Source organism: Streptomyces sp. NPDC002793 (assembly GCF_040295485.1).
Classification (GTDB): domain Bacteria; phylum Actinomycetota; class Actinomycetes; order Streptomycetales; family Streptomycetaceae; genus Streptomyces.
The window spans coordinates 136429-159560 of the sequence record NZ_JBEOVL010000002.1; the positions used below are offsets into that span (position 1 = coordinate 136429).

The following is a 23132-nucleotide window of genomic DNA, read 5'->3' on the forward strand; positions in this document are numbered from 1 at the left end:
CCGCCGGAGGGGAAGCGGTCAGCGGCGCACCTTGCGGTTGGCGCGCAGCCACTCCTTGTTCATCGCCGTGATCGACGGCAGCGGGATGCCCTTGGGGCAGGCCGTGGCGCACTCCCCGGTGAGGGTGCACCCGCCGAAGCGCTCGTCGTCCATGGTGGAGACCATGTCGAGCACCCGGGTCTCCCGCTCGGGTGCCCCCTGCGGGAGCACGTTGAGGTGGTTGACCTTGGCGGAGGTGAAGAGCATCGCCGAACCGTTCGGGCAGGCGGCGACGCAGGCTCCGCAGCCGATGCACTCGGCGTGTTCGAAGGCCGAGTCGGCGTCCGGCTTGGGTACCGGGGTGGCGTGCGCGTCGGGCGCCGTGCCGGTGGGCGCCGAGATGTACCCGCCTGCCTGGATGATCCGGTCGAAGGAGGAACGGTCGACGACGAGGTCCTTGACGACCGGGAAGGCCGAGGCGCGCCACGGCTCGATGTCGATCGTGTCGCCGTCGTCGAAGGACCGCATGTGGAGCTGGCAGGTGGTGGTCCGCTCCGGGCCGTGGGCGTCGCCGTTGATGACGAGGCTGCATGCCCCGCAGATGCCTTCGCGGCAGTCGTGGTCGAAGGCGACGGGCTCGTCCCCGCCGAGGATGAGCTCCTCGTTGAGGGTGTCGAGCATCTCCAGGAACGACATGTCCTGCGAGATGCCGTCGACTTCGTAGGTGGCCATGGCGCCGGGCGCCTCGGCGTTCTGCTGGCGCCAGACGCGCAGGGTGAGCTTCATGCGTAGCTCCGCTGAGTGGGGTGGACGTACTCGAAGACGAGGTCTTCTTTGTGCAGGACGGGAGCGTCGCCGGTGGCGCTGAACTCCCAGGCCGCGGCGTAGGAGTACTCCTCGTCGCGGCGGGCGGCCTCTCCGTCCGGGGTCTGTGACTCCTCGCGGAAGTGGCCTCCGCAGGATTCGGCGCGGTGCAGGGCGTCGAGGCACATGAGCTCGGCGAGCTCCAGGTAGTCGACGACGCGGTTGGCCTTCTCCAGTGACTGGTTGAACTGTTCGCCGGTTCCGGGCACCTTGATGCGGCGCCAGAACTCCTCGCGGATCTGCGGGATCCGGTCCAGTGCCTTGCGGAGCCCTTCCTCGGTGCGGGCCATCCCGCAGAACTCCCACATGAGCTCGCCGATCTCCCGGTGGAAGGAGTCCGGCGTGCGGTCCCCGTCCACCGCGAGGAGCAGGTTGAGCCGGTCCTCGGTCTCGGCGACGGCCTCCGTGACGGCCGGGTGGCCGGCGTCGATCTCCTCGGTGTGCGGGTTGCGGGCCAGGTAGTCGTTGATGGTGGACGGCAGGACGAAGTAGCCGTCGGCCAGGCCCTGCATCAGCGCGGAGGCGCCGAGCCGGTTGGCGCCGTGGTCGGAGAAGTTGGCCTCCCCGATGGCGAAGAGGCCGGGGATCGTGGTCTGCAGGTCGTAGTCGACCCAGAGTCCGCCCATCGTGTAGTGCACGGCCGGGTAGATGCGCATCGGTGTCTCGTACGGGTCCTCCGCGGTGATCCGCGCGTACATGTCGAAGAGGTTGCCGTACTTCTCCTCGACCTTCTTCCTGCCCATGCGCGCGATGGCCTCGGCGAAGTCGAGGTAGACGCCCTGCCCGCCGGGGCCGACGCCTCGGCCCTCGTCGCAGACGTTCTTCGCGGCGCGGGAGGCGATGTCACGGGGCACGAGGTTGCCGAAGGCCGGGTAGACACGCTCCAGGTAGTAGTCCCGCTCGTCCTCGGGGATCCGGTTCGCGGGACGGTCGTCGCCCTTGGCCTTCGGGACCCAGATGCGTCCGTCGTTGCGCAGCGATTCGCTCATCAGCGTGAGCTTCGACTGGTGTTCTCCGGTGCGCGGGATGCAGGTGGGGTGGATCTGGGTGAAGCAGGGGTTGGCGAACCAGGCGCCGCGGCGGTGGGCGCGCCAGATCGCGGTGGCGTTGGAGTTCATGGCGTTCGTCGACAGGTAGAAGACGTTGCCGTAGCCGCCGCTGGCCAGGACGACCGCGTCGGCGAAGTACGTGTCGATCTTCCCGGTGACCAGGTCGCGGGCCACGATGCCACGGGCCTTGCCGTCGACGACGATCAGGTCGAGCATCTCGGTGCGGGAGTGCAGTTCGATGTTGCCCGCGGCGATCTGGCGGGAGAGTGCCTGGTAGGCGCCGAGGAGGAGTTGCTGTCCCGTCTGACCGCGGGCGTAGAACGTACGGGAGACCTGGACGCCGCCGAAGGAGCGGTTGTCGAGGAGACCCCCGTACTCGCGGGCGAAGGGGACGCCCTGGGCGACGCACTGGTCGATGATCTCCACCGAGATCTGGGCCAGGCGGTGGACGTTGGACTCGCGGGCGCGGAAGTCGCCGCCCTTGACGGTGTCGTAGAAGAGGCGGTGGACCGAGTCGCCGTCGTTGCGGTAGTTCTTGGCCGCGTTGATCCCACCCTGTGCTGCGACGGAGTGGGCACGCCTGGGCGAGTCCTGGAAGCAGAACTGAACGACGTGGTAGCCCTGTTCGGCGAGCGTCGCGCCGGCCGAACCGCCGGCCAGGCCGGTTCCGACGACGATGACGGTGTGCTTGCGGCGGTTGGCCGGGTTGACGAGCTTCGCCTCGAAGCGGCGGGTGTCCCACCGCTCGGCGACGGGGCCCGTGGGCGCCTTGGTGTCGACGACGGGCTCGCCCGTGCGGTAGGTCGTGTAGTCGCTCATGTCAGCTCACCACTCCGGTCATCACGGCGACGGGCACGGACACGAAGCCGGCCGTCAGCACCACTGCGAGGACGGTTGCGAGGGTCTTCAGGACGCGGTCCCGGGCCGCGCTGCCCACGCCGAGGGTCTGCGCCGCGCTCCAGAATCCGTGCTGGACGTGCAGTCCCAGCGCGAGCACCGCGACGATGTAGATGGCGTTGCCGTACCAGGTCGAGAAGGTGTCGAGCACGTTCTGGTAGGGACGCCCGGACTGGAATCCACCGGTGTGCACGGTGCCGGTCGTCAGATCCAGGATGTGCCACACGATGAACAGCGCGAGGATGATGCCGCCGTAGCGCATGGTGCGCGTCGCGTAGCTCGAGCGCGCCTTCTTGTGGACGTACGCGGTCGGACGCGCCCGGAGGTCACGGCGGCTCAGCTGGTACGCCGACACGGCGTGCAGGACGACCGCGGCCACGAGCACCACGCGGACGATCCACAACGCCCACTCGTAGTGCAGGAAGGGCTCGCCGAGGGTCCGGAGCCAGTGCGCGTAGTGATTGAACTCGTCGGATCCGAAGAAGATCTTCAGGTTGCCCAGCATGTGGACCACCAGATAACCGAGCATGATCAGGCCGCTCACAGCCATGATCGTCTTCTTGCCGACGGACGAGTCCCAGAGCGTACGCGTCATGGACGGCCGTCGGTCCGCCCGCGTTGCCAATGCCATGGACACGACGCTAGAGGCGGAGGGCATCATCAGTCCAAGACATGAAGTGACTCATGTCCATAGGCAGGGACTATGCGGTCCGTTAAGGTCGGCCGCATGCACTTCCAGCAGCTCGCCTATTTCGTGGCTGTGGCCGAGGCCAGGCACTTCACCCGCGCCGCCGAAGCGGTCCATGTGTCACAGCCCTCGCTCTCCCAGCAGATCAAGGCGCTGGAGAACGAACTGGGCGCCGAGCTGTTCAGCCGGGCACGCGGCAACATCGCACTGACCGACGCGGGTGAGGCGCTGCTGCCGCTCGCCCGGAGGATCCTGGCGGACGCCGACACCGCGCGGCACGAGGTGCAGGAGCTGGTACAGCTGCGCCGAGGGCGGATCCGGCTCGGCGCCACCCCGAGCGTCTGCACCGGTCTGCTGCCCGATGTGCTGCGCGCCTTCCACGGCGCGCACCCCGGGATCCAGCTCCTCATCGAGGAGGGCGGCTCCCACGACCTCGTACGGCAGCTGGCCCGGGGCGCGCTGGATCTCGCGCTGCTCGTGCTGCCGCTGCCCGCCGCGTCGCCGGCGCTCACGACGGTGGAGCTGCTGCACGAGGACCTCGTGGTGGTGTCGTCGGCCTCCCGGCCGGCCCCCGGGCGGAAGGGCTCCGTGCGCATCGCCGATCTGGAGAACGAACCGCTGGTGATGTTCCGGCACGGTTACGACCTGCGGGAGCTGACCGTCGCCGCCTGCCGGGCGGAGGGGTTCGAGCCGTCGTTCACGGTGGAGGGCGGCGAGATGGACGCGGTGCTCGGCTTCGTACGGGCGGGGCTCGGGATCGCGGTCGTGCCCCGCATGGTCGCCGTGCGGGCCGGCCAGGACCTGCGGACGACGGCGCTGGCCTCCCCGGGCCTGCGGCGCACGATCGCGCTGGCGCACCGCAGCGACGTCGAGCCGCCGCGTGCGGCCCGGGAGCTGCAGCGGATGCTTCTGGGGGCGGGCCCGGCCGACGTGCCCCCGGCCGTCGGCCGGCCGGGACCGGCCGACGGCTGAGGGGGACTCGTTCAGACCGCGTCCGCCAGAAGCAGCGAATGGATCCGGTCCGGGGCGCCCGGACGCGCGTAGTACCAGCCCTGCGCGGTGTCGCAGCCGATCCGGCGCAGCTGCTCGGCCTGGGCTCCGGTCTCCACACCTTCCACCGTGACCGCGAGGTCCAGGCTGTGGGCGAGCGAGACGATGCCCTCGACTATCTTCAGGTCGACCGGGTCGGCAGGGTGGTGCTGCATGCCCTGGGTGAAGGAACGGTCCAGTTTGAGCACGCTCACCGGCAGCCGGCGCAGGTTCGCCAGGTTCGAGTAGCCGGTGCCGAAGTCGTCCAGCGCGATGTCGACGCCCATCTCCGCCAACTGGCGGAGCGGCTTGAGAAGGCCGTCGTCCGCGCCGATCAGCGCGGACTCGGTGACCTCCAGACAGAGCGCGCCGGGCTCGAGGCCGGAGCGCTCCAGCACGTCGACCGTCTCGGCGACCAGCCCCGGATGGTGCAACTGGGTCGGCGAGAGGTTGACGTTGATCCGCAGGGGGCCGCCGTCGGTGTGACGTTCCTGCCAGAAGTTCGCCTGGCGGACGGACTCCTCCAGGACCCAGCGGCCGAGCGGCACGATCAGTCCGGTGTGCTCGGCGAGCGGGATGAACCGGTCGGGGCCGAGCACTCCGTGCTGCGGATGACACCAGCGCACCAGCGCCTCCGCGCCATGGACGCTGCCGTCCCCGAGGTGCACCAGCGGCTGGTACTCGATGAAGAACTCACCGCGGTCCAGCGCCGTGGGCAGCGCCGTCGTCAGCCCGTGGCGGGTGATGGCGCGGGCGTCCGCCTCGGCGTCGGCGAGCGCGAAACGGTTCCCGCCCGCCGCCTTGGCCCGGTACATCGTGATGTCGGCACTGCGCAGCACCTCCGCGGCGGTGCGCTCGCCCGACGGACCTTCGACGACCCCGACGGACCCGCGTACGGTCAGCTCCCGGCCGTCGAGACGGACCGGTGTGGCGAGCGCCAGGAGGATGCGCCCGGCCAGCTCGTGGACCTCGTCCTGGGTGCGTGGCCCGGTCGTGAGGGCCACGAACTCGTCGCCGCCGAGCCGCGCGACCATTTCGCCGGGGGCGGTCGCACAGCTCTGCAGGCGATCGGCGACCTCGACCAGGAGCCGGTCCCCCGCGGCGTGCCCCAGGCTGTCGTTGATCGCCTTGAAGCCGTCCAGGTCGAGGTAGCAGAGCCCGAAACGCATGCCTTCCCTGGGCGCGAGGGCCTTCTCCAGACGTTCGAAGAACAGCGTCCGGTTGGGCAGCCCGGTCAGCGCGTCATGGGTCGCCTCGTAGCGCAGCCGCAGATTGAGCAGCCGCCGCTCGGTGGTGTCCTCCATGAGGGCCAGCTGGTACTCCGGACGCCCCTCCGAGTCCCGCAGCAGCGAGACGGTGAGGTTGGTCCACAGGACGGTGCCGTCGTTGCGGTAGTAGGGCTTCTCGACGCTGTAGTGCTCGCGCTCGCCGCGCACCAGCTCGTCGTAGTACTTCCACACGTACGGAGAGTCCTCGGGGTGCACCCACTCGTGCACCTTGTGACTGCGGACGTGGTTCTCCAGGCCGCCGAACATCCGGGTCAGGGTGTCGTTGATCTCCAGGATGTTGCCCTCGAGGTCGGCGATGCCGATCCCGATGGCCGCGTCCCTGAACACGGCACGGAAGCGTGCCTCGGTGGCGTGCAGCGCCTGCTCGGCGTCCGAGCGTGCGGTGAGCGTCGAGCGGGCGATCGCCTCCTGCTCGGCGAGGGTCCGCTCACGCAGTGCCTGGGTGAACCCTCCGGCGAGCGCGTGCTGGATGCGGGCGCAGCGGGCCCGGCTGTCCTCCGTCGACAGCTCCACGGGCCCGTTGCCGCCGCAGTAGAGCACCAGATAGGAGTCGACGACACCCAGGGTGGAGCTCAGGGCGTCGGGATCGGTGCAGTGGGCCGCGACCAGCGCGGCTCCGACGCCGTGCGCGGGCGTCGCGTCGAACACCCGGGTGTGCAGGATGGCGCTGAGCTCCCGGGCCAGCGGCAGCAGATGCTCCTCGAACTCCGGGCGGGTCAGGGAGGTGGCCGTGGACGGGAAGATGGCCCGGCTCCAGATGGTGGCGAATCTCCGGAGCCGGCCCTCGGGGCCGTCGGGTTCGGCGTCCGGCGTGCCGGACGACTGGGCGGGAATGCTCACGCCTTGCGCCCGACCCCGGCGAAGCCCGAGAAGGCGAACGGATCTTCCTGCGCGAGCGTGCCCGGGGACTCGGGACGCCACTCGGGCATGGCTACGAGCCCGGGCTCGACCATCTCGTATCCCTCGAAGAAGCGGCTGATCTCCGTTTTCGAACGCATGATCAGGGGATTGCGGATGTCGCGGTAGACACCGACCGTCCGGCCCGCCTCCTCCTGGCTGAGCGGAATCCGCTCGTACGAGGCGTGCGTCAGGATCAGGAGGCTGCCGGGGACCAGTGCGTCGCGCAGTTCGGCGACCGCCACGTACGGGTCGTCGGCGTCCTCGACGAAGTGCAGCACCGCCACCAGGAGGAGTGCCACCGGCCGGTCCAGGTCGAGGAGTCCGCTGATCTCCGGGTGCGCCAGGATCTCCTGGGGCTTGCGCAGATCCGCCGCGGCGATGACGGCCCGCTCGTTGCCATCGAGTACCGCCCGACTGTGCGCGACCGCGACCGAGTCGTGGTCGACGTAGGCGATCCGGGCCTCGGGGTCGGCCGCCTGGGCGACTTCGTGCACGTTGCCGAAGGTCGGTATGCCGGAGCCTATGTCCAGGAACTGGTTGACGCCCGACCCGGTGGCGTAGTGCACGGCCCGCCGCATGAAGGCACGATTCGCCTGCATGACCTTGGGCAGGCCAGGCATGAACTCCATGGCCCTGCGGGCCGCTTCCCTGTCCACCTCGAAATTGTGCGAACCGCCCAGGTAGAAGTCGTACATACGAGACACGCTCGGCACTGAGATGTCAATGCCTTGCGGTGCCCAGGCGGGACGCTCCATCGATGTCTCCAACAAGTCGCCACGGCGGTCCGGCCATGTTCATGGTCAGTGTTGACCAGAGGCTACTGATCGCCCGCCAAGAGAGCGAGTGGAAACGGAAATTAGAGATCCGTTATTGGTCACACACCGGAGGCATGTGCGCCGCCCCGTCGCTGCGTGTGCGCATTCGACGACGGACCGGAGGCAAGAAGCTTTTTCCGGGCGTCACTTGAGCACCGATCGGGCGCGTCTCGAAGCCGTTCGAGGGCGCCGGCAACCACGCGTCGGACCGGCCGCACACCATGTTCCCCCGACACGGCGGTCGTTGGCACCTCCCTGCTCCACCGCCCCGGAGAAGGCGCCCGCGGCTGAGCGACTACCGCCGGATGCCGTCCGGGCGGCCGGAGGTAACGATTCCCTTGCCATCGAGGCGACGCCTGTGACGTCATTTCCGCCACGGAACCGACGATCAGGCATTTCTTGAGGCGCTCGCCGTGCACACGGACTTCATGGACCACGCCGAGTCCTTCTTGAAGTGATAAACCGCCATGCCGCACCTCTCGCCGCGATGTCTCCCCGTTCCGGATCCTCTCGGGCGAAAGTCCGGCGGCCGCTCTGCCCACGGCCGGCAGGTGCGTCCGCGTTCACGGTTCCGGATCGACGCCACGGGCCGCGTGGGCGTGGCCGGACGGCAGGCGTCCTGGTGTTCGATACGGGCCCGAAATCCCCTCGACGTACTCAAACCCGAATGGCCCGATATCCCCTCCATCAGGCGAATCAACCCCGTACTCGGCGTGTCCCGCGACCAGGGAGAACATGCTCCCCCGCGTGTACGGATCACGCATATGGCGGCTGACAGCCGCCACCCTGCTCCTGGTGCTCGCCGTCCCGATGCCGGCGGCCGGTGACAGCTGCGCGGTCGCCTCCATCGGCCAGGAGGACGGCAGTTCATCCGTGGCGGTGGCGGGCGAGGGGCGGTGCGGCGCGGTCATCACCGAACCGGAACCCGAACCGGAACCGGAACCCGAACCCGCACCACCCGCACCACCTCCGTCACCTCCGCCATCTCCGTCACCGTCTCCCTCCTCTCCCCCGCCGCCCCCGCCGCCCCAGCCCTCACCTCCGCCACCCCCTCCGACCGACCCCGCACCCCCGGATCCGGAGCCCTCGCCATCGCGGCCCACCGTGCGCCCCCAGCCGGTGGCCCCGTCACCCGTCGCACTCCCCGCCTACAGGAAGCCGCCGCGCAAGACACCACGGACGGGGCCGTCACTGGTCTCGCTCACCCTTCTGATCACCGCACCCGCCGTATTCGCCGTAGCAGTGCTGCGGCCCCGCTCGTCCCGCTGACCGAAGAAGGGAACTCATGTCGGAATGGCTTGTTCTGACCATCGCGATGGCGTCGGCATGCGCTGTCGTCCTGACCATCGCGATCCTCAGCAACCGTCGCCTCGCGGACGACGACGATCCGTCCGAGACGCCCGACGTCATCGAGTACATGACGATGATGATCGGCGTGGTGTACGCGATCGTTCTCGGCCTGGCCATCGCGGGCGTCTGGGAGGGCCGCAGCGCCGCCCAGGAGTCGGTACGCCTGGAGGCACAGGCGCTGCATGAGGTGAGCGCGCGGTCGGTCGTCTACCCCGTCGAGGTCCGCGAACGCATCCGCGCCGACGTCGACGCGTACGTGGCTCACGTCATCGGGGACGAGTGGAGGTCGATGACGGACCACGGCAGCCTCACCGACGAGGGCACCAGGCTCCTCGACCGGGTGCGCGCCGACGTGACGGAGTACGAACCGAGGACGGACCACGAGGGGCAGGCGTACCAGCCCCTGGTGGACCAGGTGGCAGCCGCGGACGACGCACGGGGGGCCCGGGGTCAGAACGCCGGCGCGACGATGCCGGGAGTCGTCTGGTTCGGCCTGATCACCGGGGCCGTGGTCACGGTCGGCCTGATCTTCACGCTCCAGATCCGGAGAACCTTCCGCGAACTGCTGCTGGCGGGCCTCTTCAGCGTCCTGATCGCGTTCCTGCTGTTCCTGATCTGGGACTTCGACGCCCCCTTCGGCCGCGGCATCTCGGCGACCACCGCCCCCTTCGTCGATCTCTTCCCGAACGCCGCAGGCAGATAGGAGCGCGCCCGCGCCGCCATGTCCCCCGCTCCGGCCGCAGACCGGTCCGCCGGCCGGGGGACACCGCTGCCCCATTCGCCTGACCCCGATCGCGGGTGGTATGCGGCACTTCTACCGTTTCGGTGATCGAGGTGCATTTCTCATGCCTCGCGGAAATCCGTTCCGCGGCTGCTCCTCGGGACCCGGAGGATTCACCATGCGCGCGATACGTGTCGCACCCGTCGCCCTGCTGGGCGCCGCCGCCTTCCTTCTGACGGCACCGGCCGCTTCGGCCGATGTGCTCAACGGCGGCACGTCCACCTCGTTCACGCCGACCATCACGCCGTCGACGGTCGCGCCGGGAGGCAGGGTCACCCTCGGCGCCATGGGGTGCACCACCAACGCGACCGCGTTCTCGGGCGTGTTCGACACGACCACCATCCCTAGTGGGAGGTCGGCCACCGCCACGGTCGACTGGGACGCCAAGCGGGGCGCGGTCTACGAGGTGACCTTCCGCTGCGGCACCACCACACGGTCGGCCGACCTGACCATCACGAGCGGCGCCACGAGCTCCCCGACGACCAGGCCGACCACGGCCCCCACGACCAGCTCCACCGCCTCACCCAGCGGCGTGCTGGGTGGCCTCGGCGGCAGCGTCGACACGATGGACCCCGCGGAGATCGCCGCCGGTTCCGCACTGGTGGCGGTGGCCTCGGCCGGCGCCCTCTACGTCCTGCGCAAGCGCCGCACCGGCCGTCAGCACTGACGGCCGGGCATCGCATACGGATACACGACAGTCGCCCCGGGTCCTGATCCAGGACTCGGGGCGACGGACGTATCGGGCCGGGCGGTAGGTTCGACGCGTCAGATCGCCGCATCGCTCATCCGGCGACGCACGAGGAAGACGGCTCCGCCGACGGCTGCCGCCGCGACCAGCCCGCCACCGACCTGCATCTCGACGGAGCTCGGTCCCATCGAGCCGCCGAGGCCGCCCTGCGCACCCCGCGAGGGAAGCACGGTGAAGCGGGCCGTGGCGACCGGATCGCCACCGTTGCCGCCCTGACCGCCGTCGCCTCCGCCCTGACCACCGTTGCCACCCTGGCCGCGCTCACCTTCGTTGCCACCCTGGCCGCCGTTGCCTCCGCCCTGGCCGCCGTCGCCTCCCTTGCCGCCGAAGTTGTTCCCGCTGTCGTTGCACTTCACGGACAGGCTGTACTGACCGGGCGTCGCGTTGTTCCGGATGTGCGCCGTGGCGTAGCCGACCCGGCCCGGCGAGAGGTTCACCGTCGGGAACGCGTTCGACCACACCTTGCCGCCGGAGCGACCGCAGCCCTCTGCGCTGACCTGCATCGTGGCGCCCTGGTGAACCGAGGACGGGTTGACGGTGACGTTGGTGGGGAAGTTGCTCGGGTTGCTGCCCGGGCCGCCGCCGGCGGCGGCCAGTGGGGCAGCCAGCCCGACCGCCGCGAATGCGGTCGCGGTCACCGCGAGAGCGCGTGAAGCACGCATCTTCTGAACCTCCAGCGGGAAGCGCCCCGGAGTCTTGTTCTCCGGGTTCGGTCGACGAGAACGCATCCCATGACGAACCCTCACCAGATACCGCGCATGTCGCACTTCGGAACTGCTCCACCCCGGTGATCCGACACGCCGCAGGGGGAGTCAGCGATCTGACGGAGTCGCAGGTCACGGACCGTCAGAACTTTTATCGGCTCATTACTCCGAAGAGAAGACGCCTCGGATCATGCCCGGTCGGCCACCACCCGTTCGCCCTTCCCTGATCGCCGCGGCACCGCCCCCCTCCTAGCGTGGCGATGTCGCGACGAAGGGAGAACCATGGGCCGGGACCAGTGGGTCGCCGAGCGGAGCAGACGCACACCGTGGGGCGCGATCGCCCTGGTGATGCTCACCGGGCTCGCTCTCATGCGCAACGGCGTGGAGACGTCCCCCGGTCCGCCTCAGCCCGCCGCCGCGGCCTCGGTGGCGGGCTCCCGGGAAACCGGGGTGTCCGCACCGGCCGAAGTCGAGCCGGTGCCGCCGCTCGCCTACGCCCCCGCGGCACGCATCCAGATTCCGTCGATCCAGGTCGACGCGCCCGTCGTCGATGTGAACCTCGACCCGGCCGGCTGGATCGAGGCTCCACCCGCCCAGGACGCGAACCTCGCGGGCTGGTACCAGAACGGCATCGCCCCGGGCCAGCGCGGGACCGCCGTCATGGTCGGTCACGTCGACAACCTCGCCGGTCCGGCGGTCTTCTACGGACTGGGCTCCCTCAGCAAGGGCCGGCAGGTCGAGGTCTCCCGCTACGACGGCCGGGTCGCGGTGTTCGAGATCTACGGCGTCGAGGTCTACTCCAAGTACGACTTCCCCGGCCCCCGGGTGTACGGCGACACCGGACACGCCGAACTGCGGGTCATCACCTGCGGTGGGGCCTACTCGAAGGCCGACGGCTACGAGGCGAACGTGGTCGTCTTCGCCCGGCTGGTCGAGACTCGCTAGCCGGGACGCTTCGTTCGCGCGACCGTCAGCCTCGGTGCGGCACGGTAGGGCGGAAGCCTCTCTCGATGAGCGCGGGCAGGTACCGCCCGAGGGCGGCCACGCTCTGGGACCGGTCACCCCCCGCGTCGTGCGACAGGACCACCGCACCGGGTGCCGCACCCTTCTCCACCCGGCGCACGATGGTGCCGGTGCCCGGCGTCGTCCAGTCCAGCGTGTCGACGGTCCAGGCCATCGGTTCCATGCCCATCGCGGCACCGATCTCGAAGGAGTTGCGGTTCCAGGCACCGTACGGGGCCCGGTACCAGAGCGGCGGAGCGCCGAGCGTCTTCTCGATCACCTCGCTGGTGCTGCCCAGTTCGTCACGGATACCGCCTCGGGAGAGTTTCGGGATCAGTGGGTGCGACCAGGAGTGATTGCCGACCACGTGCCCGTCGTCGGCCATCTCACGGAGCAGGTCCCTGTTGTCGGCCACCATCTCGCCGCAGACGAAGAACATCGCCCGGGCGCCGTACCTGCGCAGCGTGGCCAGGATGTCCGGGGTGTACCGCGGGTCGGGGCCGTCGTCGAAGCTCAGCACCATGGCATCGCTCCCCAGCTCGGGCAGTTCCTCGAACGGCCGGGTACGGACGGGCGGCGCGACGGGCCGGAAGCGGGGTGGCGCGTTCGAGGTCATGGGCCGGAGCCGGTAGGCCCCGGGGCCTGCCTGTGCTCTCGCCGGAGGCCCGGCGGCCGGGGCAGGCGGCTCACCGCCGGGGCGTGCGGGCGTCCCCGCCGGATCCGCGGCGACCATGTGCACGGCGGTGGCGGCACCCAGCGCGAGTGCGAGGCGCAGCACGGTGCGGCGTTCCGCTGAAATCTGATCATGCTTCATGACCAACTGCTCGCACGGAGTGCCGCCGGCCTCCGCAGCCGACACCGATTATGTGGTGATTTGCACCCGATGGATGGAGTGTCCTCTCACTGTCCGGCGGGGAGAATCCGGGCTCTGCGGAGGCGCCCGGGGGACGGCGATCGGGAGCGACTACCCTCGGGGCCGTGACTGACCAGCAACAGCACCGGTTCGAGCGTGGCACGGACGGCCCCAAGGTGATCGTCGCGGGCATCGACGGGTCCGATTCCTCGATGCGGGCCGCGGCGTATGCGGCGGGTCTCGCCCGACGGCAGAACGCGATGCTCGCCCTCGTCTACGTCCAGCCGGTGATGTCGGCCGGCGCAGCCTTGGGAGCCCCGGTCGCCGAGACGACCGGAGAGGTCGCCGAGGGTCTGGTGAACGAGATCAGGGACTCGACCGAACGGCTCAAGGACATATGGAACGTCCGCTGGGAGTTCCACACGTTCCACGGGGATCCGTACAACGGGCTGGTGACGGCGGCCGACGACCTGAAGGCGGACGCCGTGGTCGTGGGCGCGTCGGAGTCCGCCGGGCACCGTTTCATCGGTTCGGTGGCGGTGCGGCTCGTGAAGGCCGGGCGCTGGCCGGTCACGGTCGTCCCGTGACGTACCGGCGGGTCCCGGGCGTCACTTCCCCATGACGAGGCCGTCCTGGGCCCCTCCGCGGCTGAGGACGATTCCCTGGATCCGGTCGCGGATCTCGCGCAGCCGGTCGCCGGATCCGCCTGCCGGGGCCTCGGAACCGAGGTCCATGACGCGCCCGGCCTCGGAATCGAACCACTGCGGAATGAACTCAGCCTTCTTGACAGCCCATCGCTGCCCGGGTTTCACGGGCGGCTCGAAGGTGAAGCGGCCCATCGAGCTCTCGTGGGCGCGCCGGTCCTGGACGCCTTCGTGGTTGACCATGGGCCCGGCGACCTGGTTGCCCATTCCGTACACGATCCAGGTTCCGTTGACCTTCTCGTAGGCCTGCGGGACATGGGCGTGGGTACCGAGGATCAGGTCGATGTCGGGGCGGTCACCGGCCCCGGAGGCCGTGAGTTCGCGGCCGAGTCCGAGCTGTACGTCGTCGGGGGCGTCCTGCCACTCGGTGCCCCAGTGCAGCGAGACGACGACCACGTCGGCGCCGGCCTTGCGTGCCGCCTTCGCGTCCGAGACGATCCTGTCCTTGTCGATCAGGTCGACGGCCCAGGGCTGCCCGGCGGGCAGGGGGATGTCGTTGGTTCCGTAGGTGTACGCGAGGTGTGCGACCTTCGCGGCGTTCCCGCCCTTGCCCGCCCTGAGGAGGGTGGGCCGCGACGCCTCCTTCGCCGAACGCGCGGATCCCGCGTGGGCGACGCCCGCACGGTCCAGTGCGTCGAGTGTGCGCCCGATTCCCTGGGCGCCGTCGTCCAGGGTGTGGTTGGAGGCGGTGGAGCAGGAGTCGAAGCCGGTGGCGCGCAGGGCCGTCGCCACCTCGGGCGGCGACTTGAAGGACGGATAGCCGGTGTAGGGGCCACCGGCCTGGCCGTACACCGTCTCCATGTGGCAGATGGCCAGATCCGCGCCCGAGACCGCCGAGGAGGCACCCTTGAGCATCGGACGGAAGTCGTATCCGCCACCACCCGCGTCGGCGGCGGCCCGGTCGATGATCGCGGAGTGCGGCAGGATGTCGCCCGAGGCCAGCAGCGTGAAGGCGCGCGCGCCCTCCGCTCCCCCGGAGCCCGACCCGTTCGCACCGCGTTCGGCGGAGAGGTGCCGCCCGGCGAAGCCGGGGGGCGAGGACGACTGGCCGGTACAGGCCGTAGTGGCGAGCAGTCCGGCGACGGCGATCGCCGCGCCCTGTCGGATGCGCTTCGTCATCTGCACGACTCCCAGTTCGGATGATTCCGGCCACCTGAATACACATATATCCATACTGGTGAGTCAAGGACAAAGACGACCAAGTACCTGAATCGGCCGTATCCCCGCGCGACGACCGTTCACCGCACCACTCGCCGCTCCGTGCGACCGCTCGGCGCACGCCTCGGTGCGTCGCCTGTCCCCCCGCGCCCCGATGCGTTCGTATACGCCAGGCGGGACCGAGGCGTCAGGGCCTCTTCGGGAAAGGACGTTCACGATGACCACTGCGACAACCGATGAGCGGGCCCTCGCGGAGCTGCAACGGGACCACGGGCCCGCGTTGTTCCACTTCCTGCTGGGGCTGACCTTCGGCGACCGGCAGCGGGCGGAGGACCTGCTGCAGGAGACGCTGGTACGGGCCTGGCTGCACCCGGAGGCGTTCGACACCGAGTACGACTCGATGCGGCCCTGGCTCTTCACCGTCGCCCGCCGGCTGGCCATCGACGCCCGCAGGTCCCGGCAGGCCAGGCCGACGGAGGTCAGCGACGTGGTTCTGGAGGGCGCCCCCGCCCGGGAGGACACCGCTGACTCGGCCGTCCACGCCCTCGATGTGCGCGAGGCCGTACGGACCCTGAGCCCCGAGCACCGGGCGGTGCTCGTGGAGATCTACTTCCGGGGGCTCAGCGTGGGCGAGACCGCGGAGGCCCTCGGCATACCCGCTGGCACCGTCAAGTCCCGGTCCTACTACGCGCTGCGGCTGCTGAGCCGCAATCTGCCCGGCTACTCCAGCAGGTCCTCCGCGCTGAGCATCGCGAGGAGGGAGACGGCGTCCACGACCTCCACATAGGCCGCGGCGCATGCCCCGCACCGCTGGAGATGCCGGGCGACCGAGGCGGTCTCGTCCTCTTCCAGAGCATCGAGCACATAGGCGCCCAGCATCTGCCGTACATGCGGGCCGTCGCCACGCTCGGCGGTCATCGCACCTCGAATCTCCCGACGGATCCTGCCCTTCTGCCCACGCGGGGCACGTGCCCCCGGTTCAATGCTGTGTGGCCCGGTGCCGAGTCGAACGAAAGAGGCGAGACGGGATGCGTCCCGAAGAACACGAGGGAACCGGTGGGGGCGGGCCGCTGGTCCCGATGGCGTGGATGTACTCCGAGTACATCGCCGACGAAGTACTGGCGACCGGCGAACTGATGGAGCCGACGACCCTGGAGTACCGGGCGGGACGCGACGCGCTCGCCCTGACCATCTTCCTCTCCGACCGGGCGGTCGCCGATGAGCTCTGCGTGGCGCGCGTGGACGAGCTGCGGCTGCTCACGGCCTACGGCGCCGGATGGAGGCGCTGGGTCTGTTCGCGGCTGAAAGCCCTGGAGCGGCCGGCCGGGCCTGCGGACCCCGACCTCGGCCTGGCGCGGGCCGCCTGGCGGTGGCTGGAGGAGACCGAACTGCCGGCCGCGGACCTCGACGCGATCGGCCCGCCGCCGTGGGACGGGGTGGACACCGACGGCGAGGAGGACGAGGAAGCCGAGACGCAGGTGTGGACTCCGGCGTGGCAGCTGGGACTGCCTCTGGGCCATCTGGCCGTCCATCTGTACTGAGCCGGAGAACCGGGCGGGGCCGCAGAGGGAGACTACGAGCCGTGCACGCCCGCACGGTACTTGGGCAGTCTCAGGGTGATCTTCATACCGGCTCCCGCTCCCGTCTCGATGACGAGCCCGTAGTCGTCCCCGTACACCTGGCGGAGCCGCTCGTCCACATTGAGGAGACCGATGCCGGACGAGCTGCCGCCCTCGCCGCGCAGGATCTGCCGGAGGCGCTCGGGCTCCATCCCCGCGCCGTCGTCCTCGATGACGACCTCGGCCTCCGCGCCCGCGTCCAGCGCGCTGATCGTGATGTGGATCGGGGCGTCGGCCGCCCGGACGTTGCCGCCCGGACGGGACAGGGTGGCGGCGCCTTCCAGTCCGTGCTTGACGGCGTTCTCGACCAGGGGCTGGAGGCAGAGGAACGGGAGCGAGACGGGAAGCACCTCCGGGGCGACCTGGAGCGTCACCGAGAGCCGGTCGCCGAAACGGGCCCGCACGAGGGCCAGATACTGGTCGATGGAGTGCAGTTCGTCGGCGAGGGTGGTGAACTCCCCGTGCCTGCGGAACGAGTAGCGCGTGAAGTCGGCGAATTCCAGCAGCAGCTCACGCGCACGCTCGGGGTCGGTCCTGACGAACGAGGCGATGGCGGCCAGCGAGTTGAAGATGAAGTGGGGGCTGATCTGGGCCCGCAGCGCCTTGATCTCGGCCTCGATGAGCTGCGTACGGGAACGGTCGAGCTCGGCGAGTTCCAGCTGGACGCAGACCCAGCGGGCCACCTCCCCCGCCGCCCTGGCCAGCACCGCCGATTCGCGGGGGGCGTAGGCGACGAGTGTGCCGAGCACCCGGTGGTCGACCGTCAGCGGCACGGCGACGGCCCAGCGCAGCGGGCAGTCGAGGTCGTCGCAGCCACTGTCGAACGCGGTGTCCCTGCCGCTGGCGAGGAGCCCTCGCACCTGGTGCATCACGTCCGTGCTGTGGTGCTCGCCCTCGCCGTCCCATACCAGAACCCGGTCGCGGTCGGTGAGGCACAGGGCGTCGGTGCCGAGCAGCGAGCGCAGCCGGCGCGCCGATCTGCGCGCGCTCTCCTCGGTGAGTCCCGCGCGCAGCGGGGGCGCCGCGAGTGAGGCCGTGTGCAGGGTCTCGAAGGTGGCGTGTTCGACGGGTGTGCCCACATCGCTGGTGCGTACGGGGCGGGCGGTGCGGCCCAGGAGGAAGCCCGTGCCGAACAGCAGCAGGACGAGCACGGCGATGACCGCGACCCCGGCCCCGGTCACCGCAGGCGTCCCGAGGTCAGCGACTCCGGCAGGTGGAAGCGGGTCATGGCGGCGTTGGTGCCCGGGGGAATCCGTCCCGGGGTGGCCAGGGAGACCAGGATCATCGCGAGGAAGCCGACCGGTACGGACCAGACGGCCGGCCAGGCCAGCAGGGCGTGCGGCCAGCCCGGCGGGCGCACCGCGCCGCTGACGGTGATGGCGACGGACAGCAGCGCGGAGCCGCCGCCGAGCAGCAGCCCGGCGATCGCGCCCGGCGGGGTGAGCCGGCGCCACCAGATGCCGAGGACGAGGAGCGGGCAGAAGGACGAGGCGGAGACCGCGAAGGCCATCCCGACGGCGTCGGCCACCGGCACCCGGCTGACGAGCAGCGAGCCGCCCAGCGGTACGGCGATGGCCAGGACGGTGGCCAGCCGGAAGTGCCGTACGCCCCGCGAGGGCAGGACGTCCTGGGTGATCACTCCGGCCACGGCCATGGTGAGTCCGGACGCGGTGGACAGGAACGCGGCGAACGCACCGCCGGCGAGGAGGGCCCCGAGCAGATCCCCGCCGAGACCGCCGATCACCCGCGCGGGCAGCAGCAGCACGGCGGCGTCGGCGTCCCCGCCACGCATGAGTTCGGGCGCGTACAGGCGGCCCAGGGCCCCGTACACCGGGGGCAGCAGGTAGAACACGCCGACCAGGGCGAGGACGGCGACCGTCGTGCGGCGGGCGTCCCGGCCGTTGGGACTGGTGTAGAAGCGGACCACCACGTGCGGCAGGCCCATGGTCCCGAGGAAGGTCGCCATGATCAGTCCGTACGTCGCGTAGAGCGGATGATCGGCGCGGAAGACGGAGATCTGGTCGTCGAAGCTGACCCGAGGGCTTCCGTCGCCCTGCCAGGCCAGCACGAGGAAGAGGGCGGGCACCAGCAGTGCGGTGAGCTTCAGCCAGTACTGGAACACCTGCACGAAGGTGATCGAGCGCATGCCTCCCGCCGCGACGGCGACGACCACGACGGAGGCGACGAGCACATCGCCGAGCCAGCCCGGAGCACCGGTGAGGATCTTCAGGGTGAGTCCGGCGCCCTGGAGCTGCGGGACGAGGTACACCCAGCCGGCGCCGACGACGAACACGCTGACCAGTCGGCGCACCTGCCGTGACTCGAGCCGTCCCTCGGCGAAGTCGGGAAGGGTGTACGCCCCCGAGCGGCGCAGCGGCGCGGCGACGAACACCAGCAGCACGAGGAATCCGGCGGTGTAGCCGACCGGGTACCAGAGCATGTCGGGGCCGTGCACCAGCACCAGGCCCGCTATGCCGAGGAACGAGGCGGCGGACAGGTACTCGCCGCTGATCGCGGCGGCGTTGAGCCTCGGCCGCACGGTGCGCGACGCGACGTAGAAGTCGGAGGTGGTACGGGAGATCCGCAGCCCGAAACCGCCGACGAGGACGGTGGCCAGGAAGACCAGGGCGATCGCCACGACCGCTGCCGGGTGGCCGGGGACACTCACGGTGCGGGGCGGCCTTCCACGAGCCGGGCGAAGTCGCGCTCGTTGCGCTCGGCCCGGCGGACGTACCACCAGGCGGCGAGGGTGAGCGGCGGGCAGGTGGCGAAGCCGAGCACCGCCCAGACGAGGGCGTTGCTGTGCAGCGCCTCGAAGACCAGGGGCAGGGTGCCGGCGACGAGGGCGAGCACGGCGAAGACGGTGAGGCCGGCCCGGAGCTGGCTGCGCATCAGCGAGCGGACGTAGGCGCCGCCGAGGGCGGTCTGCTCGTCGATCTCCGACTGGGCGCGGTAACGGGGCAGCGGACGTACCCGCCGGGGCTCACCCATGACCACTTCGCGCCGGGGCGTGCTCTCTGCGGACATGGGGCCGGAGTTTAGGCGCGCGGGGCCCGCCTGGGAAGGGGGACGTCCCGGTAGGGCCAGGTCAGCGGCCGGTCTGCCGCATCAGGAGATCGCGCAGGGCACGGGTGTGCCTGCGGCTGACCGCGAGTTCCGCCTCCCCTATGCGGACGCTCATGCTGCCGGCGTCGAGCCGGAGCTCGTCGATCCGGTTCAGCGCCACGAGATGGCGGCGGTGGATGCGGACGAAGCCCCGGGAGCGCCAGCGCTCCTCCAGGGTGGTGAGCGCGATCCGCACCAGATGGCTGCCGGTCGCGGTGTGCAGCCGGGCGTAGTCGCCCTGCGCCTCGGCGTAGGCGATGTCGTCGACCGGTACGAAACGGATGACCCCGCCCAGCTCGACCGCGACCTGGTCGGCAGCCGCGTCGTGGACGGGCGCGGAGCGTTCACCGACCTGCTCGGCGACCCGGCGGACGGCCTCGGCCAGCCGCTCGCGGCGGACGGGCTTGAGCACGTAGTCGACGGCCTTGAGGTCGAAGGCGTGCACGGCGAAGCCTTCGTGGGCGGTGACGAACACGATGAGCGGCGGTGCGGCGAACCCGGCCAGGAGCTGGGCGACGTCGAGTCCCGTCAGCCCTGCCATGTGGATGTCGAGGAACACGACGTCGATCGCCGAGGGGTCGTCGGGTCCGGCGTCGACGGCACTCCCGATGCGGCGCAGCGCCTCGGTGGCTCCGGAGGCGCCCTCGGCGCTCCGGATGCGGGGATCGGCGCGCAGGAGGTAGAGGAGTTCCTCCAGGGCGGGTTCTTCGTCGTCGACGGCGAGTACGCGCAGCATGAGGCCGGAGTTTAGACCGCCCGGCGTGGCGGCTGCCGCTACTTGAGCAGGCGGGACAGCCGCCGGTCGGCGAGAGGCTTGCCACCGGTCTGGCAGGTGGGACAGTACTGCAGCGACGAGTCGCTGAACGAGACCTCCAGCACGGTGTCGCCGCAGACGGGGCAGGGCTGTCCGGCGCGGCCGTGGACCCGCATGCTGCTCTTCTTCTCGGCCTTGAGCCGGCCTGCCGCGACGCCCCGGGAGCGTTCGACCGCGTCCAGGAGCGTCGTACGCATCGCGTTGTACAGATGGGTGATGTCGTCGTCACCGAGGCCGGTGGTGAGCTTGAAGGGTGACATCTTCGCGACGTGCAGGATCTCGTCGCTGTAGGCGTTGCCGATGCCCGCGATCAGCGACTGGTCGCGCAGCGCTCCTTTGACCTGTCGGCGCGCTCCGCCGAGGACCGTCGCGAACGCGTCCCGGTCGAAGGAGTCGGCGAGCGGGTCGGGTCCGAGGCGCGCCACTCCCGGCACGTCCGCCGGATCACGCACCAGGTGGACGGCGAGGCGCTTGGTGGTCCCCATCTCCGTCAGGTCGAAGCCGTCGCCGCCGGTGAGGACCGTCCGCAGGGCGAGGGGTCCCTTGCCCGGCCGCGGCGGGGTGGCGGGGAAGCTGTCCTTCCACTGGAGCCAGCCGGCCCGTGCGAGGTGGATGAGCAGATGGAGCGGTCCGGCCGTGATGTCGAGGAACTTGCCGCGCCGGGCCACGGAGGTCACGGTGGCGCCGTGCAGGTCGGTGGGCGGTGGGTCGTACGTCTTGAGGACGCTGATCGCGAGCGGTTGGACACGGGCGATCTCCTTGCCGACCAGATGGTCGTCGAGGAAGTCCCGCAGGGCTTCGACTTCCGGCAGTTCGGGCATGGCTCCAGCCTGCCGCACCGGCCCGGCAGGTGCCCGCCGGACGTACGGTTCCCGCTCAGACGGCGGGTTCCCGCAGCCCGTAGACGCGCTGCGCGGTGCCTGCGAAGACCGCCCGGCGTCCGTCCTCCCCCAGTCCGCAGGTCAGCTCGCGGGCCGCGTCGAGGACATCGGTGTATCCGGTGGCGAGCCGGCACACGGGCCAGTCGGAGCCGAACATCATCCGGTCGGGGCCGAACGCCTCGATGACGGTGTCCGCGTAGGGGCGCAGGTCCTGGATCGTCCAGGTCCGGGGGTCCGCCTGGGTGACGAGGCCCGAGAGTTTGCAGAAGGTGTTGGGCAGTGCGGCGAGCATGCGCAGGTGGCCGGCCCAGGGGTGCGTGGCCCGCAGCGCCACCGGCGGTTTGCCGGCGTGATCGAGTACGAAGGTGAGCTGTGGCAGCAGGGCGACGGCACGGGCGGCGGCGGGCAGTTGATGGGGCTGGACGATCAGGTCGTAGACGAGTCCTGCGGCCGCGACGGCTCGCAGCCCGCGCAGGACGTCGGGGCGCAGCAGCCACTCCGGGTCGGGTTCGCCCTGGACCTGGTGGCGTATCCCGACGAGCCGGCTGCCGCCCGGCAGGGAGCGGAGCGCCGCGAGGGTGTCGGCGATGTCCGGCGCGGTGAGGTCGGTCCAGCCGACGACGCCTGCGACGAGTGCGTGGCCTTCGGCGAGCGCGAGGAATTCGGGGGTCTCCTCGGCGACGGTTACCGTCTGGACGAGGACGGTCGCGACCACTCCGGCGGCGCGGGCGTCGGGCTCCAGGTCGGCGAGGGTGAAGGTCCGTCGGATGGGGGCGAGTTCCTCGCCGGTGATCCAGTCCTGGTCGCGCACCGCGAGGTCCCACACGTGGTGGTGGGCGTCGATGACCGGCGAGGGCGTCATCACAGCAGCCCTTCCGCACGCAGGTCGTCCCAGAGCGCGTCCGGGACCGGTGTGCGGAGCTGGGCCGCCGCGTCCCGCACCTCGTCCGGGGAGCGGGTGCCGACGAGCACCCCGGCGACGGCCGGGTGGCCCAGGGGGTAGTTCAGGGCCGCGGCGCGCAGCGGAACGCCGTGCCGTTCGGCGACGGCTCGGAGATGCAGGGCCCGTTGCAGGAGGGACGCGGGGGCCACCGCGTAGTCGTACGTCGCGCCGGGCCGCGGGTCGGCGAGCAGCCCGGAGTTGAACACACCTCCGATGACGACGCTGCGGCCCCGGGCGGCCGCCTCCGGCAGCAGTGCGTCGAGGGCGCTCCGGTCGAGGAGGGTGAGACGGCCGGCGCAGAGGACGGCGTCGACGTCCGTCTCCCGCAGGAAGCGGGTGAGCATCGCGGTCTGGTTCATGCCGGCGCCGATGGCACCGACCACGCCCTCGGCCCGCAGTCGCTCCAGAGCGGGGTAGCCCTCGCGGAAGGCTTGCTCGCCGTGGTCGTCGGGGTCGTGCAGATAGACGATGTCGACGCGGTCGAGACCGAGGCGTCCGAGGCTCTCCTCGATGCTGCGCCTGATGCCGTCGGCGCTGAAGTCCCAGCGGCGCCGGTGGGTGTGCGGTACGGCGTACCCGTCGGAGAGGCCGTGGCGTGCCGCGGCCTCGGCGGGGGTCACCGGGTCGAGCAGGCGGCCTGCCTTCGTGGACACCGCGTAGGCGTCCCGCGGCCGGTCACGCAGCGCCTCGCCGAGGCGGCGTTCGGAGAGACCGAGGCCGTAGTGCGGTGCGGTGTCGAAGTAGCGGATGCCCTCGTCCCACGCCGCGTCGACGGCGGCGGCTGCCTGCGCCGGATCGACCTCGGTGAAGAGGTTGCCGATGGCTGCCGCCCCGAAGGCGAGTTCGGTGATCTCGACCGCGCTGTGTCCGAGCCTGATGCGCCGCATGCTTCTGCCGCCCCCGCCGGTGATCCCTGATGGTCCGTACAGGGACTATTCATCGGATCAATCGGCCTCGTCA

Annotated in this window: 23 protein-coding genes; 7 read left to right on the forward strand and 16 right to left on the reverse strand. The window is 70.7% G+C overall.

What is annotated here, in order from left to right:
* Nucleotides 1-18: 18 nt before the first annotated feature.
* Genes ABT001_RS02375 through ABT001_RS02385 form a run of 3 tightly spaced genes read right to left on the reverse strand, consistent with a single transcriptional unit; the run spans nucleotide 19 to nucleotide 3420 of the window.
* Nucleotides 19-765 carry a succinate dehydrogenase/fumarate reductase iron-sulfur subunit gene (locus ABT001_RS02375; protein WP_351271088.1) on the reverse strand — a complete coding sequence of 249 codons (747 nt, stop codon included), beginning with the start codon at nucleotides 763-765 and terminating at the stop codon, nucleotides 19-21.
* Nucleotides 762-2711 carry a fumarate reductase/succinate dehydrogenase flavoprotein subunit gene (locus ABT001_RS02380; protein WP_351271091.1) on the reverse strand — a complete coding sequence of 650 codons (1950 nt, stop codon included), beginning with the start codon at nucleotides 2709-2711 and terminating at the stop codon, nucleotides 762-764. The genes ABT001_RS02375 and ABT001_RS02380 overlap by 4 nt, the downstream gene beginning before the upstream one ends.
* Nucleotide 2712: 1 nt before the next feature.
* A complete protein-coding gene (locus ABT001_RS02385; protein ID WP_351271093.1) occupies nucleotides 2713-3420 on the reverse strand; it encodes a succinate dehydrogenase in 708 nt (235 codons plus the stop codon).
* Nucleotides 3421-3516: 96 nt separating this feature from the next.
* On the opposite strand from ABT001_RS02385, the gene ABT001_RS02390 reads away from it, so the two are divergent.
* Nucleotides 3517-4449 carry a LysR family transcriptional regulator gene (locus ABT001_RS02390; protein ID WP_351271095.1) on the forward strand — a complete coding sequence of 311 codons (933 nt, stop codon included), beginning with the start codon at nucleotides 3517-3519 and terminating at the stop codon, nucleotides 4447-4449.
* Nucleotides 4450-4460: 11 nt separating this feature from the next.
* On the opposite strand, the gene ABT001_RS02395 is transcribed toward ABT001_RS02390, so the two are convergent.
* Together ABT001_RS02395 and ABT001_RS02400 are read right to left on the reverse strand one after the other, a co-directional pair.
* Nucleotides 4461-6635, reverse strand: a complete 2175-nt coding sequence (locus tag ABT001_RS02395) for a putative bifunctional diguanylate cyclase/phosphodiesterase (RefSeq protein WP_351271097.1) — start codon at nucleotides 6633-6635, stop codon at nucleotides 4461-4463.
* Nucleotides 6632-7450 carry an SAM-dependent methyltransferase gene (locus ABT001_RS02400; RefSeq protein WP_351271099.1) on the reverse strand — a complete coding sequence of 273 codons (819 nt, stop codon included), beginning with the start codon at nucleotides 7448-7450 and terminating at the stop codon, nucleotides 6632-6634. Before ABT001_RS02400 ends, ABT001_RS02395 begins: the two co-directional genes overlap by 4 nt.
* 1345 nt (nucleotides 7451-8795) lie before the next feature.
* On the opposite strand from ABT001_RS02400, the gene ABT001_RS02405 reads away from it, so the two are divergent.
* Entirely contained in the window at nucleotides 8796-9563 is a 768-nt protein-coding gene (locus ABT001_RS02405) for a bestrophin-like domain (protein WP_351271101.1), read from the forward strand.
* Between the two features lie 196 nt (nucleotides 9564-9759).
* Complete coding sequence (locus tag ABT001_RS02410) at nucleotides 9760-10308, forward strand: hypothetical protein (protein WP_351271104.1); 549 nt, start codon at nucleotides 9760-9762, stop codon at nucleotides 10306-10308.
* Nucleotides 10309-10406: 98 nt separating this feature from the next.
* Here the strand turns inward: ABT001_RS02410 and ABT001_RS02415 are convergent, their stop codons facing one another.
* Nucleotides 10407-11051, reverse strand: coding sequence for a hypothetical protein (locus tag ABT001_RS02415; RefSeq protein ID WP_351271106.1), 645 nt, complete (start codon nucleotides 11049-11051; stop codon nucleotides 10407-10409).
* Nucleotides 11052-11375: 324 nt separating this feature from the next.
* Here ABT001_RS02415 and ABT001_RS02420 point away from each other — a divergent pair, with 324 nt between their 5' ends.
* The gene (locus ABT001_RS02420; protein WP_351271109.1) at nucleotides 11376-12038 is read left to right on the forward strand and encodes a class F sortase; all 663 of its coding nucleotides are present in this window, start codon (nucleotides 11376-11378) and stop codon (nucleotides 12036-12038) included.
* Nucleotides 12039-12063: 25 nt separating this feature from the next.
* Here the strand turns inward: ABT001_RS02420 and ABT001_RS02425 are convergent, their stop codons facing one another.
* Nucleotides 12064-12909 carry a polysaccharide deacetylase family protein gene (locus ABT001_RS02425; protein WP_351271112.1) on the reverse strand — a complete coding sequence of 282 codons (846 nt, stop codon included), beginning with the start codon at nucleotides 12907-12909 and terminating at the stop codon, nucleotides 12064-12066.
* A gap of 164 nt (nucleotides 12910-13073) precedes the next feature.
* On the opposite strand from ABT001_RS02425, the gene ABT001_RS02430 reads away from it, so the two are divergent.
* Nucleotides 13074-13535: a universal stress protein gene (locus tag ABT001_RS02430; RefSeq protein WP_351271115.1), complete on the forward strand. Its 462-nt coding sequence runs from the start codon at nucleotides 13074-13076 to the stop codon at nucleotides 13533-13535.
* Between the two features lie 21 nt (nucleotides 13536-13556).
* On the opposite strand, the gene ABT001_RS02435 is transcribed toward ABT001_RS02430, so the two are convergent.
* Nucleotides 13557-14771: a CapA family protein gene (locus ABT001_RS02435; protein WP_351271117.1), complete on the reverse strand. Its 1215-nt coding sequence runs from the start codon at nucleotides 14769-14771 to the stop codon at nucleotides 13557-13559.
* Nucleotides 14772-15027: 256 nt separating this feature from the next.
* Here ABT001_RS02435 and ABT001_RS02440 point away from each other — a divergent pair, with 256 nt between their 5' ends.
* A complete protein-coding gene (locus tag ABT001_RS02440; protein WP_351271119.1) occupies nucleotides 15028-15597 on the forward strand; it encodes a sigma-70 family RNA polymerase sigma factor in 570 nt (189 codons plus the stop codon).
* On the opposite strand, the gene ABT001_RS02445 is transcribed toward ABT001_RS02440, so the two are convergent.
* Nucleotides 15531-15728: a zf-HC2 domain-containing protein gene (locus tag ABT001_RS02445; RefSeq protein ID WP_351271121.1), complete on the reverse strand. Its 198-nt coding sequence runs from the start codon at nucleotides 15726-15728 to the stop codon at nucleotides 15531-15533. The two genes, ABT001_RS02440 and ABT001_RS02445, sit on opposite strands and share 67 nt — an antisense overlap.
* A gap of 110 nt (nucleotides 15729-15838) precedes the next feature.
* On the opposite strand from ABT001_RS02445, the gene ABT001_RS02450 reads away from it, so the two are divergent.
* Entirely contained in the window at nucleotides 15839-16351 is a 513-nt protein-coding gene (locus ABT001_RS02450; protein WP_351271124.1) for a hypothetical protein, read from the forward strand.
* A 32-nt stretch (nucleotides 16352-16383) separates the two neighbouring features.
* On the opposite strand, the gene ABT001_RS02455 is transcribed toward ABT001_RS02450, so the two are convergent.
* The 7 genes from ABT001_RS02455 to ABT001_RS02485 all read right to left on the reverse strand — a co-directional run bounded on the left by ABT001_RS02455 (nucleotide 16384) and on the right by ABT001_RS02485 (nucleotide 23059).
* On the reverse strand, nucleotides 16384-17610 hold the full coding sequence (locus ABT001_RS02455; protein ID WP_351271126.1) for a sensor histidine kinase: 1227 nt from the start codon (nucleotides 17608-17610) through the stop codon (nucleotides 16384-16386).
* Nucleotides 17607-19097, reverse strand: coding sequence for a sodium/solute symporter (locus ABT001_RS02460; protein WP_351271129.1), 1491 nt, complete (start codon nucleotides 19095-19097; stop codon nucleotides 17607-17609). The genes ABT001_RS02455 and ABT001_RS02460 overlap by 4 nt, the downstream gene beginning before the upstream one ends.
* Nucleotides 19094-19456 carry a hypothetical protein gene (locus tag ABT001_RS02465; protein WP_351271132.1) on the reverse strand — a complete coding sequence of 121 codons (363 nt, stop codon included), beginning with the start codon at nucleotides 19454-19456 and terminating at the stop codon, nucleotides 19094-19096. Before ABT001_RS02465 ends, ABT001_RS02460 begins: the two co-directional genes overlap by 4 nt.
* Before the next feature lie 61 nt (nucleotides 19457-19517).
* Entirely contained in the window at nucleotides 19518-20270 is a 753-nt protein-coding gene (locus ABT001_RS02470; protein WP_351271134.1) for a LytR/AlgR family response regulator transcription factor, read from the reverse strand.
* A gap of 38 nt (nucleotides 20271-20308) precedes the next feature.
* Nucleotides 20309-21169, reverse strand: a complete 861-nt coding sequence (locus ABT001_RS02475) for an Fpg/Nei family DNA glycosylase (protein ID WP_351271137.1) — start codon at nucleotides 21167-21169, stop codon at nucleotides 20309-20311.
* Between the two features lie 55 nt (nucleotides 21170-21224).
* Nucleotides 21225-22091: an amidohydrolase family protein gene (locus ABT001_RS02480; RefSeq protein WP_351271139.1), complete on the reverse strand. Its 867-nt coding sequence runs from the start codon at nucleotides 22089-22091 to the stop codon at nucleotides 21225-21227.
* Nucleotides 22091-23059, reverse strand: coding sequence for an aldo/keto reductase (locus ABT001_RS02485; protein WP_351271142.1), 969 nt, complete (start codon nucleotides 23057-23059; stop codon nucleotides 22091-22093). Before ABT001_RS02485 ends, ABT001_RS02480 begins: the two co-directional genes overlap by 1 nt.
* Nucleotides 23060-23132 lie beyond the last annotated feature (73 nt).